This is a genomic window from Pseudoxanthomonas sp. X-1 (genome assembly GCF_020042665.1).
In the GTDB taxonomy this organism is placed as follows: domain Bacteria; phylum Pseudomonadota; class Gammaproteobacteria; order Xanthomonadales; family Xanthomonadaceae; genus Pseudoxanthomonas_A; species Pseudoxanthomonas_A spadix_A.
Window position 1 is genome coordinate 827,781 of the sequence record NZ_CP083376.1, and the last position, 12,962, is coordinate 840,742.

The window sequence follows — 12,962 nt, forward strand, 5'->3', positions numbered from 1 at the left end:
GAGTGGGGTGAGCGCGCGCGGCGTGCCCACGCCATGGGCAAGCGCGCCCTGCGCGCACACCTCGCACGCCCGACAACGCACAGGAGCGGGGTCGCGGCGCGCGCGAACGGCTGAAGCATCGGGGAAAAACGGCATGAACGGACCATCACGGAGCGCCTGCGCGGATGTGCGCGGGCGTCGATCGCATCTGCTTGCCCGCGGCCGCGCCTGGGGTGCCGGCGCCGCGATCCAGCTGTTGCTGGTCCTGGTGCTGACGGCGGTGGGCATGCGGCCGGCCGCGGCGCAGGACGCGACGGATTTCTGTCCGGCGACCGGGACCCGTGCGGTCTACAGCATCGTCAACGGCGTGGACATCTATCGCTACACGCCGGGCGCCGGCAACGACGCGGTGGTCCCGGCACTGCATGTGACGGTGTCCTCCAACGTCAACGGCCTGATGATCGATCCGGTCCGCAACCGGCTGCTGTTCGTCTCGCGCCCGACCAACTCCACCACGGTGCTGTGGGCCTACGACGCGGGCAACGGCGGCTGGTACCAGGCGGTCCCCGAGTTCGCCTCGCCCGATTTCCCGCGCGCCGGCATGACGCCCGGTGGCGTCGGCTATCTGATCGCCGGCGGCTCGTCGACCCCGCAGGTGTGGCGCGTGGATCCGAATCCGACCGGGTACGGCTACACCGTCCAGAACATCGGCAACCTCACCTACGACATCGCGCCGACCGACCTGGGGTCGGGCGACATCGCCATCGATGCCGACGGCGCCGGCTGGCTGTCCGCCGGGCAGGACCTGTACCGGATCGACTTCGCCAACAGCCTGGTCGCGGTGCGGCAGACGCGGCCGCTGTTGAACGGGGCGCCGAGCACCATCAACTGGGCCGGCGTGGCCTTCGCCGACGACGGCACGCTCTACGTCGCCAACAACAGCGGCACCAGCCGCTACTACGGCTACAACCCGCAGACCGGCGCGCTGACCGCGGGCGCACCGACCACGGCCAACGGCTCGCGCGACCTGGCCTCGTGCGCCTTCCCGCGGCTGTCCGAGCCCGAACTGGGCGTGGTCAAGACACTGGCGACCGTCAACGGCGCCGCGGCCGGCAACAACCCCGTGGTCTACGCCGGCGACGTGCTGGGCTACGACATCACCGTGCGCAACACCGGCGGCGCGGTGGGCACGCTGTTCGCCGGCGACGTGGTCGACACCCTGCCGGCCAACACCAGCCGCGTGGCCGCCGGCAACGACTTCACCTGCAGCGGCAGCACCTGCACCAACGCCAGCACGGTGAATGTGCCCGCGGGCGGCACGGCCGTGCTCCACTTCGTGGCCCGCGTCGCCCAGCCCCTGCCGGGCACGGTCACCCGTATCGACAACACGGTGGCGGTCGACGGCGTGGACTGCGCGGCGGCCGGCAACGACTGCGTGGAGAACACTCCTGTCGGCCCGGGAGTGAGCGTGGCCAAGACCGCCGACCCGGCCTCGGGCACCCAGGTCGCGCCCGGCCAGACCGTGAACTACACGCTCACGGTGACCGTGAGCAACGCCGCCACCACCGCGCCGGTGGTCCTGGCCGACACGCTGGGCAACGGCCTGACCTTCGGCGCGGTGACCTCCGCCGGCGCGTTCACCTGCTCGGGCGCGCTGGACTGCACGCTGCCCGCGGGCACGGCGCCGGGCACCTATCCGGTGCGCTACAGCGCCACGGTCAATGCCAATGCCACCGGCCGGGTCGGCAACAGCGTGGTCCCCAGCGGCGCGGACAATCCGACCTGCAGCACCTGCACCACCGAACATCCCGTCGTGGCGCCCACGGTGAGCGTCGCCAAGACCTCCGATCCGGCGCCGGGCGCGCAGGTCACGCCGGGCCAGACCTTGAACTACACCGTGACCGTGACCGTGGCCAACTCGGCCACCACGGCGCCGGTCAATCTGGCCGACACGCTGGGCAACGGCCTGACCTTCGGCGCGGTGACCTCGGCCGGCGCGTTCACCTGCTCGGGTGCGCTGAACTGCACGCTGCCGGCGGGCACGGCACCCGGCACCTACCCGGTGCGCTACAGCGCAACGGTCAACGCCAACGCCACCGGCACGGTCGGCAACCGCGTGACCGCCAGCGGCGCGGACAACCCGACCTGCGGCACCTGCACCACCGAACATCCGGTCGTCGCCACGGCGGTAAGCGTGGCCAAGACCTCCGATCCTGCGCCAGGCACCCAGGTCGCGCCGGGCCAGGCCCTGAACTACACGGTGACGGTGACCGTGGCCAATTCGGCCACGACCGCCCCGCTGGTCCTGGCCGATACGCTCGGCAATGGCCTGACCTTCGGCGCGGTGACCTCGGCCGGAGCCTTCACCTGCTCGGGCGCGCTCAACTGCACGCTGCCGGCCGGGACGCTGCCGGGCACCTATCCGGTGCGCTACAGCGCCACGGTCAACGCCACTGCCACCGGCACGGTCGGCAACCGCGTGGTGCCCAGCGGCGCCGACAACCCGGCCTGCGTCACCTGCACCACCGAACATCCGGTGGTGGCCACGGCGGTGAGCGTGGTCAAGACCGCCGATCCCGCGCCAGGCACCCAGGTCGCGCCCGGCCAGACGTTGAACTACACGGTGACCGTGACCGTGGCCAACTCGGCCACGACCGCGCCGGTGGTGCTGGCCGATACGCTGGGCAACGGCCTGACCTTCGGCGCGGTGACCTCGGCCGGCGCGTTCACCTGCTCGGGCGCGCTGAATTGCACCCTGCCTGCGGGCACGCTGCCGGGCACCTACCCGGTGCGCTACAGCGCCACGGTCAACGCCAACGCCACCGGCACGGTCGGCAACCGCGTGACCGCCAGCGGCGCGGACAACCCGGCCTGCAGCACCTGCACCACCGAACATCCCGTCGTCGCGCCCGCCGTCCGCGTCACCAAGACCTCCGACCCGGCGTCGGGCGCGCAGGTCGCACCGGGCCAGACCTTGGACTACACGGTGACCGTGACCGTGGCCAACTCGGCCACCACCGCGCCGGTGGTCCTGTCCGACACGCTGGGCAACGGCCTGACCTTCGGCGCGGTGACCTCGACCGGCGCGTTCACCTGCTCGGGCGCGCTCAACTGCACGCTGCCGGCCGGGACGCTGCCGGGCAGCTATCCGGTGCGCTACAGCGCCACCGTCAACGCCAATGCCACCGGCACGGTCGGCAACCGCGTGACGCCCAGCGGCGCCGACGGTCCGACATGCGTCACCTGTACGACCGAGCATCCGGTCGTCGTCTCCGCCGTCAGCGTGACCAAGCGTTCCGATCCCGCTTCGGGGGCGCAGGTCGCGCCGGGCCAGACCTTGAACTACACGGTGACCGTGACCGTGGCCAACTCGGCCACCACGGCGCCGGTGGTCCTGGCCGATACGCTCGGCAGCGGACTGACCTTCGGTGCGGTGACCTCGGCCGGGGCCTTCAACTGCTCGGGCGCGCTCAGCTGCACGCTGCCGGCCGGGACGCTGCCGGGCAGCTATCCGGTGCGCTACAGCGCCACCGTCAATGCGAATGCCACCGGCACGGTCGGCAACAGCGTGGTGCCCAGCGGCGCGGACAATCCGACCTGCAGCGCCTGCACGACCGAGCACCCGCTGATCCCCGCCGCGATCACGGTCGGCAAGACGTCCGATCCGGCACCGGGCGCGCAGGTCGCGCCGGGCCAGACCTTGAACTACACCGTGACCGTGACGGTGGCCAATTCGGCCACCACGGCGCCGGTGGTCCTGGCCGACACGTTGGGCAACGGCCTGACCTTCGGTGCGGTGACCTCGGCCGGGGCCTTCACCTGTTCGGGCGCGCTCAACTGCACGCTGCCGGCGGGCACGCTGCCGGGCAGCTATCCGGTGCGCTACAGCGCCACCGTCGATGCGAATGCCACTGGCACGGTCGCAAACCGCGTGACCGCCAGCGGTGCGGACAACCCGACCTGCGGCACCTGCACGACCGAACACCCGCTGGTGCCCAGCGTGGTCACCGTGAGCAAGACCTCCGACCCGGCGCCGGGCGCCGAGGTTCGCCGCGGCCAGTCGATCACCTACACGCTGACGGCGGTGGTCGAAGACGCCGCCACGACCGGCGTGGTCACCCTGGCCGACACGCTGCGCGGTGGGCAGACCCTGTCCGGCCCCGTGCCGGCCGGCTGCACCGCGACCGGTGACGGGCTCAGTTGCGCGCTGCCGGCCGGCACCCTGCCGGGCCGCCATGCCTTCAGTTACGCGGTCACGGTCGATGCCGATGCCAGTGGCACGGTGGGCAACAGCGTCGTGGCCAGCGGCGTGGACGCGCCGCGGTGCAGCAGCTGCGCGACCGAACATCCGGTCGCGGTGGCGACCGTCGCCGTGAGCAAGAGCGCCGATCCGGGCCCCGGCGCCACGGTGTCGCCGGGCGACAGCATCGCCTATGCGCTGACGGTCGAGGTGGCCGGCGCCTCCACCCGCGATGCGGTGACGCTGACCGATACCTTCACCGGTGCCCAGACCCTGGCCGGCGACCTGCCCGCCGGGTGCGCGGCGACCGCCACCGGCCTGGTGTGCACGCTGCCGGCCGGCACCCTGCCGGGTCGCCATGCCTTCGCCTATCGCGCGACGGTGGACGCCACGGCCAGCGGCCGCGTGGGCAACACGGTCGTGCCGAGCGGCGCGGATGCGCCGACCTGTGGCACCTGCGCGACCGAGCATGCGGTGGTGCGCCCGGTGGTGACGGTGGCCAAGACCTCCGATCCGGCCAGCGGCAGCAACGTCATCCCGGGCCAGGTCATCGCCTACACCGTCACCGTGACGGTGGCCGCGGCGCCGACCAGCGGCGTGGTGACCCTGACCGATACGCTCAGCGGCGACCAGACCCTGACCGGTGCACTGCCCGCCGGCTGCACGGGCAGCGGCCAGGGGCTGACCTGCGCGCTGCCGGCGCGCACCGCGATCGGTACCCACACCTTCGTCTACAGCGCCACGGTCGCCGCCGATGCCAGCGGCACGGTGGGCAACACGGTGGTGCCCAGCGGTATCGACGCGCCCAGCTGCGATGCCGGCTGTGCGACCCAGCATCCGGTGGTGTCCAACTACGACCTGCGCCTGCGCAAGTCCGTATCGGTGGGCCAGGTGCGCATCGGCGATCTGGTGCGCTACACGGTCACGGTGGAGAACGTGGGCCAGTCGCCCTTCGTCGGTGGCAGCATCGTCGACACGCCGCCGCCCGGCTTCACCTACGTGGACGGCTCGCTCGTCGCTGGCGACGGCGACAACGCCGCGACCGTGGCCGGGCAGTCTCCGATCCGTATCGACGGGGTGGACGTGGGCGCCGGCCAGACGGCCACCTTCGTGTACCTGATGCGCGTGGGCGCCGGGGTGCGCCAGGGCACGCAGGTCAACCGGGCCGTGGCGCTGACCGGTTCCGGCGAGCCGGTGTCCAACGTCAGCACCGCCTCGGTCAGCGTCGAGTCCGATCCGCTGGTGGACCAGAGCCTGGTGTTCGGCACGGTCTTCGACGATCGCGACGGCGACGGCTGGCAGGACAGTGCGGACATCACCGGGCTGCGCGTGCAGGGCGGCTTCGCGGCCGCGGCCTATGTCCCGGGTTCGACCGTCATGGACGCCGGCGCCGGCTGGCAGCCGCTGGCCGACGCCAGCGCGCCGCTGCTGCACGGCATCGCCGTGGGCGGACTGCGCGGACGGCAGTCCAGCGCCGACCCGGTGCAGGCCCACCAGGTGGTGATCCGCCAGGTGCTGCGCGAGGCGGCCTTCACCGACGACTTCGTGCTGACCACCGATCAAGGCGTGCGCGTGCGCATGGATGCGGCGGGACGGACCACGGTGGAGCGGCAGGGCGCCGCGGCCAAGGGCCTCAACGCCGCCGAGCCGACCGTCGAGCGCCGGGTGTCGCAGGGCCAGGGCGGTGTGATCGTGGACTACGTGATCGCCAACGCCGGCATCGACGAGCGCGGCGTGCCGGGCGTGCGCATCGCCTCGGTCGAGGGACTGCTGATCGAGACCGACCAGTTCGGCCGCTTCCACCTGGAGGACGTCGATGGCGGCAACGCCGCGCGCGGACGCAACTTCATCCTGAAGGTGGATCCGTCCACGCTGCCGCCGGGCGCGGCGTTCACCACGGCCAACCCGCTGCTGCGCCGGATCACCCCGGGCCTGCCGGTGCGCTTCGACTTCGGCGTGCGGTTGCCGGTGGAGGAACTCGCCGGCGAGGGCGGGACGCTGGAACTCGAACTGGGCCAGGTGCTGTTCGCGCCGGGCAGCAGCGAGGTGCGCAGCGAGTATCTGGCCGCCGTCGACAGGATCGCCGCGCAGGTCCGGGCGCATCGCGGTGGCGAGGTGCTGATCGCCGCCGACGGTGAGGCGCAGGCCTTGGCCTTCGACCGGGCCACCGCGGTCAAGACCGCGTTGCTGGAGAGGCTGGATCCGGCCACGGCCGCGGCCCTGACCCTCAGTCTGCGCACCGACGTGCGCGATCCGGCCTCGATGACCGCGGGTATCGAGGCGGGCGGCCCACGGCTGGGGACGGTGCTGTTCGACACCGACCAGGCGCGGATCAAGCCGCAGTTCGCGCCGCTGCTGGACCGGATCGCCGCCTATCTGGAGCGGCAGGGCGGCGGCGTGGTCTCGCTGGTGGGTCATGCCGACCGGCGTGCGTCCGATGCCTACAACACGGCGCTGGGGATGCGCCGGGCGCAGGCGGTCTACGAGGCGCTGGCCGGGCGGCTGAGCCCGGAGCTGCGCGCGCGGATCCAGGTGCAAGCCAACGCCGATCCGACGGCGCCGTCCGGCGTGGCAGGGCAGTGAGGGGACGAGCCATGAAGATCAAGACACTGAAGATGAAGCTGCTGGATTCGACCCTGATCTGCCTGCTGGCCGGCGCCGCGTCGCCGGCGGCGGCGCAGGCCCAGGCCGATGCGGCGCGGATCGACTGCGCCGAGCATGGCTGCAGCGCGCAGGACGGCCTGCTGTTCCAGGTGCGCACGCGCGGCAAACGCGAACCGCTCACGCCCCCCGACGCGCGCACCTCGGCGCAGCTGCAGGCCGATCGCCGCGTGGACGTGCTCCAGGATTCGCGGGGCAAGGCGGTAGCCACCGGCAAGTTCTCGTTGAACCTGGCCAACGGCGGAGTGATCTGGGCCACCGAGGATCCGGCGCTGGGCCAGGCCGAGCTGTCGGTGTCGGCGCCCACGCTGGTGGCCTTCGACGGCCGCGCCATCACCAAGCCGGTGCAGTTCTACGTGCGCAGCAACTACTCGGCCTTCGTCGCGCGCTACGAACTGGCGATCTATCGCGGCTCGGACACCGACCTGGTCGCGCCGCTGGCGACGCTGCCGCTGGAAGTGGGCAACGTCAGCCGCAGCGAATGGGACGGCACCCTGCCGGCGACCTACCGCTATCGCACCGGCGATGCGCTGCTGTACGTGCTGCGGGCCTACGATGCCCAGGGCCACTACGACGAGACCTCGCCCAAGACCCTGCAGCTGGTCAGGCCCGAGGAAGCCGAGCGCGGCAGCGAGATCCTGCGCAAGGCCACCGAGCAGTCGCTGGGCACCGCGCTGAGCAGCGAACAGGCCCAGGCCCAGCGCCTGATCGATGACGTGTTCTCCAGCAACGGGCTGCGTCAGCGCAACATCCCGCTGTACGGTTCGCGCATCCGCATCCAGGGCCGCAACCTGCCGGCCGGCCACGTGCTGGAGATCAACGGGGAGTCCTACCCGGTCGACCTGGAGCGCAAGTTCGCCGCCGAATACCTGGTACCGGTGGGCCACCATCGCTTCGATGTGGCCCTGACCGGCGGCGACGATGGTCTGGGCGGTACGCCGGCGCGCGGCGGCCAGCCGGTGGCGCACCACGCGCTGGACGTGGACGTGACCGGGCGCTACTTCTTCGGCGTCGGCCTGGCCGATGTGACCGTGGCGCAGAACAAGGTCTCCGGTTCGACCGCGACGCTGTCGGCCACCGATCCGCGCTATGCCGACGACGTGATCAGCGATGGCCGGCTGGCGTTCTACGGCAAGGCCAAGTTCCAGGGCAAATACCTGGTGACCGCGCAGGCGGATACCACCGAGCAGGACCTGCAGCACCTGTTCGACCATTTCACCGAGGCCTACGCCACCGACGTCTTCCGCAGCCTGGATCCGGACCTGTACTACCCCACCTACGGCGACGATGCGTCCGTGCGCCGCGACGTGGACACGCAGGGCCGCTTCTACGTGCGCGTGGACTGGGACCAGAACCAGGCGCTGTGGGGCAACTATTCCACCGGCTTCACCGGCACCGAGTACGGTCAGTACATCCGCTCGCTGTACGGCGCGGCGTTGAACTGGCGCTCGCTTGGCGCCAACCGCTGGGGCGATCCCGACACCGAGCTGCGGGTGTTCGGCTCGCAGGCGCAGAGCGCCCCGGGCCACAGCGAGTTCCTCGGCACCGGCGGCAGCCTGTACTACCTCAGGCACACCCAGATCCTGGCCGGCTCGGACAACGTGGTGCTGGAGGTGAGCGACCGCACCACCGGCCGGGTGCTGGACCGCGTCACCCTGGTGCGTGGCGTGGACTACGAGATCGACCAGATCCAGGGCCGCCTGCTGCTGACCCGCCCGCTGGCGCAGATCACCCGCGAGAACGTGCCCACGCTGACCCGCGACGCCCCGCTGGACGGCTACCAGCAGCGCCTGCTGGCCGACTACGAGTTCGTGCCCACCGGCTTCGATCCCAACGACCTCACCGCCGGCCTGCGCGCCAAGCAATGGTTCGGCGATCACTTCGCCCTAGGCACGACCTACGTGGAGGAGAACCGTTCCGGCCAGGACTACACGCTGGCCGGCGGCGACATGACGCTGCAGGCGGGCAAGGGCACCTACCTGAAGGCCGAGTACACCCGGACCGAGGCGTTGAGCACGCCGGTGTTCTTCTCCGACAACGGCGGCTTCACCTTCACCCAGCTCAACGCCGGCGGCCCACGCGAGGGCGCCGCCCGGGCGGTCGAGGCGCGCGCCAACCTGCGCGAGCTGGGCTGGACCGAGCTGGACTGGTCGGCCGGCGCCTGGTGGCGCGAGGTGGACGCGGGCTATTCGGTGAGCCGCTACGATCTGGGCGAGGAGGTGACCGAGTACGGCGCCGAGGTCCGCGGTCAGTTCACCCCGGACATCAGCCTGTACGCGCGCTACTCCAAGGCCGAGGCCGGGGCAGAATCGCTGGTCCAGGCGCAGGCCACCGGCGAGTGGCGGATCAGCGAGCTGGACACGCTGGCCGCGGAAATCCGCCGGGTCGAGGAGACCCGTCTGGCCGGCGAGGCCGACGGCCTGCTGGGCGCGCTCAAGTACACCCGCCGCCTGGGCACCAGCCTGGATCTGTACGGCCAGGCCCAGCTCACCCTGGACGACGACCACGGCCGCTACGCCGACAACGACGCCTACACGGTGGGCGGCAAGTACCTGTTCGGCGACCTGTCCTCGGTCGGCGCGGAATACACCGATGGCGATCGCGGCAACGCCGCCCAGGTCAATGCCGAGTACCGGCTGACGCCCGAGCACAGTCTCTACGGCGCCTACACCGCCAGCACCGACACCGACGCCTACGACCCGCTGTTCAACAGCCGGGCGCAGGATGGCTGGACGCTGGGACAGCGCTGGCGCCTGACCAACCAGATCAACGTGTTCAACGAAAGCCAGTTCCTCAAGTCCGACACCGGCACCGAATCGGGCCTGGCGCACACCTTCGGCCTGGACTTCTACCCGGCGCAGGGCTGGAACACCGGCTTCACCCTGCAGCGCGGCGAACTGGTCAACAGCGCCGGCGGCGACGTCTCGCGGCGCGCGATCAGCCTCAGCGGCGGGCGCACCTCGCCGGACACCGACTGGCAGAGCAAGCTGGAATGGCGCCGCGATACCGGCGCCGAGCAGCGCGAGCAGTGGGTGTCGACCAACCGCCTGACCCACCGCTTCAACGACAGCTGGCGCATCGCGGCGCGCCTGAACTACTCCGATACCGACGACAGGATCGATCCGCTGGCCGGTGCGCGCTTCATCGAAGGCAACGTGGGCTTCGCCTGGCGTCCGTGGAACTCGCTGCGCTGGGGCGTGTTCGGCCGCTACACCTACCTGTACGACCTGGCCACGCTGGCCCAGATCGGCGGGGCCGACTACGACCAGAAGACCCAGGTGTTCTCGCTGGAGGGCGTGTACAAGCTGGACCAGCACTGGGAGCTGGCCGCCAAGGTCGCGCGGCGGACGGGCCAGGTGCGCTACGGGCGCGGGAGCGGGGCCTGGTTCGACTCGGACACGACGTTCTACGCCGGCCAGGTCCGCTACGAGCTGGCATGGCAGTGGCACGCCCTGGTCGAGCATCGCACGCTGCGGGTCGACGATGGCGGCACGAAGCGGGGATGGCTGGTCGGACTGGACCGCGATATCGGCCGCAACTTCCGCATCGGCGCCGGTTACAACTTCACCGACTTCAGCGACACGCTGACCGACTTCGACGACCGCCAGCGCGGCTTCTTCATCACCATGACCGGGACCTATTAGTATCCGACTTCGCGTTGGCGCCCCGATGGGGACGGGGCGCCAGGTTTCGGAGGTCGTGCGGAAGTGGATAGCCGTCGTGGATGGGCAATGCGGGTGCTGGGTGCGCCGCTTCGCTGGCTGAGGGCCGCGCCGGTGGCCGATCCCGTGGACAGGCGCAACGCGCCGATGCTGCAGATCGTGCTGCTGCTCTTCGCGACGCTGCCGATGCTGGCCTGGGGCTATCGCGCGTTCTTCGTGGATATCCCCTGGCGGCAGGGCGAGCAGGCCAGCATGCTGCTGAGCATCGGCACGAGCCTGGTGGCGCTGAGCGGCATGGTGCTGATCCGCCGGGGACGGTTCCGCTGGGCGGCAAGACAGCTGCTGATGGTCTTCGCCGTGTCGCTGTGCGTGTCCTACTGGACGGCAGGTTTCGGCGCGCAGCGTTTCGAGCAGCCGGTCCTGGCGGTCTTCATGGCGATCGCGGCGCTGGTGGTGGGCCGTTCCGCGCTGTGGGCCATGTTCCTGAGCATCTGCCTGGCGTTCGCGCTCGGCGTCAAGGCCGATCTGCCCAATGCGGACGTGGACATCGGCGACGGCCTGATCTCCGCAGCGATCTTCCTGCTCATCGCCATCGTGCTGGACCGCACGAGCGCTTCGCTTCGAAGCAGCCTGCTGGAAGCGACCCGCCGCGCGGAAGACCTGGAAGCGGCGCGGGCGCGCCTGGAGCAGGAAGTGGAGCAGCGGCGCCTCGTCGAGGACCGGTTGGTCCACGCGCAGAAAGTGCAGGCGGTGGCCAGGCTCGCCAGCGGCCTCAATCACGACTTCAGCCATCTGCTGATGCTGGTCCTCGGGTATACCCGGCAGGGCCAGCAGGCCAGCGACATCGGCGAGGCCCGGCAGGCCCTGGCCGGAGTCGAGTCCGCCGCCAGGCGCGCGAACGCCGTCAGCCAGAAGCTGCTGGTCTTCAGTCGCCAGGGCGAGCGCTTCGTCCAGACCATCGATCTGTCCAACGTCGTCGAAGAGCTCCATCCCCTTCTCAAACAGAGCCTGCAGCCTGGCGTCGGCCTGCGCCTGGACCTCACGCCCGGGCTGTTCATCGAGGCCGATGCCTCCGAGATCGAACTCGTGCTGCTCAACCTGGTGAGCAACGCGAACGACGCCACCCGGCAGGGCGACCTGGTCGAACTGACCACCCGCAGGAGCGGCGAGGGCAGGGTGCTCCTGACCTGCCGCGACACCGGCGTCGGCCTGTCGGAGGACGCCAGGCAGCATCTGTTCGACAGCTTCTTCACCACCAAGCCGGAAGGCCAGGGCGCGGGCCTGGGGCTGGCGATGATCTACGACGTGATGGAGCGCCAGGGCGGACGGGTCTGGGCCGAAAGCGCCCCGGGCATGGGCGCGACGTTCTCCCTGGAGTTCAAGGCGTCCGGCGACGCGCCTGCTTCCGCCGGCGTGGAAAAGCCCGCGGCGGTGCCCGGCGGCTGACGGCGTCTGCCGGCCCGCCGTTCTGTCGATCTCTCCTTCAGCGCATCCAGGCAAACAAAAAGGGCCTGATTCGCCTGGAGCTTCCAGTGAATCAGACCCTTGTCGCGCCTCTCGCGCTACCAGCGGCATGGCCTCTGGTGGCTATGGGTGGACTCGAACCACCGACCCCAGCATTATGAGTGCTGTGCTCTAACCGGCTGAGCTACATAGCCGCGCGAAGAACCGGCAATTCTGGGCATCGACCGGCGGCTTGTCAATCGATGCGCGGCGGGTTGAGGCGGCGGCCGGGGCGTGGCACATTCGGACCCAGTAGATTTTCAGGAGTCCGCGTCGTGATCGATCCGGACGGTTACCGACCCAACGTTGGCATCGTGCTCATGCATCCGGAAGGCAAGGTCTTCTGGGCGCGTCGCGTGCGCCGGGACGGCTGGCAGTTCCCGCAGGGCGGGATGAACACCGACGAGACGCCGGTGGAGGCCATGTACCGCGAGCTGCGCGAGGAAACCGGGCTGCTGCCCGAACACGTCGAGATCCTCGGCGCCACGCCGGGCTGGCTGCGCTACCGCCTGCCGCCGCGCGCGGTGCGCCGCAACGAGCGCCATGTCTGCATCGGCCAGAAGCAGGTCTGGTTCCTGCTGCGGCTGGTCGGCGAGGAGCGCCACGTGCGCCTGGACCTGACCGACGCCCCCGAGTTCGACCACTGGCGCTGGGTCGACTTCTGGTACCCGATGGAGCACGTGGTGATGTTCAAGCGCGGCGTGTACGCGCGCGCGCTGGGCCACCTGGCGCCGATGGCGCGGGTCGTGGCCGGCGCGCAGGCCGTGCCGCAGCAGCGCCTGGAGCGGCGCCCGGGCGAGGGCCAGGCGCGCAACTCGCAGCGTCCCCGCGCGCGGGCGGGGCGTCGCCGCGAGGGTTCAGGTCCGGCCACGCCGGCAAATTGACAATCATTCGCATCCGCGATTGAATGGCATCGG

4 protein-coding genes and 1 tRNA gene are annotated in these 12,962 nt (G+C 70.9%); 4 read left to right on the forward strand and 1 reads right to left on the reverse strand.

What is annotated here, in order from left to right; translation table 11 throughout:
* The first annotated feature begins 133 nt into the window (after positions 1-133).
* The 3 genes from LAJ50_RS03760 (at position 134) to LAJ50_RS03770 (ending at position 11,988) form a co-directional block, all read left to right on the forward strand.
* Positions 134-6,802 (forward strand): OmpA family protein, encoded by a 6,669-nt coding sequence (locus LAJ50_RS03760; RefSeq protein ID WP_224096458.1) that lies wholly within the window; start codon positions 134-136, stop codon positions 6,800-6,802.
* 11 nt (positions 6,803-6,813) lie between these two features.
* Positions 6,814-10,524: a TonB-dependent receptor gene (locus LAJ50_RS03765; protein ID WP_205961552.1), complete on the forward strand. Its 3,711-nt coding sequence runs from the start codon at positions 6,814-6,816 to the stop codon at positions 10,522-10,524.
* 144 nt (positions 10,525-10,668) lie between these two features.
* Positions 10,669-11,988 (forward strand): ATP-binding protein, encoded by a 1,320-nt coding sequence (locus tag LAJ50_RS03770; protein WP_205961551.1) that lies wholly within the window; start codon positions 10,669-10,671, stop codon positions 11,986-11,988.
* Positions 11,989-12,123: 135 nt separating this feature from the next.
* Here LAJ50_RS03770 and LAJ50_RS03775 read toward each other — a convergent pair.
* Positions 12,124-12,200: transfer RNA gene (locus LAJ50_RS03775), tRNA-Met, on the reverse strand.
* 120 nt (positions 12,201-12,320) lie between these two features.
* On the opposite strand from LAJ50_RS03775, the gene LAJ50_RS03780 reads away from it, so the two are divergent.
* Positions 12,321-12,929, forward strand: coding sequence for an RNA pyrophosphohydrolase (locus tag LAJ50_RS03780; RefSeq protein ID WP_138654349.1), 609 nt, complete (start codon positions 12,321-12,323; stop codon positions 12,927-12,929).
* The last annotated feature ends 33 nt before the right edge of the window (positions 12,930-12,962 follow it).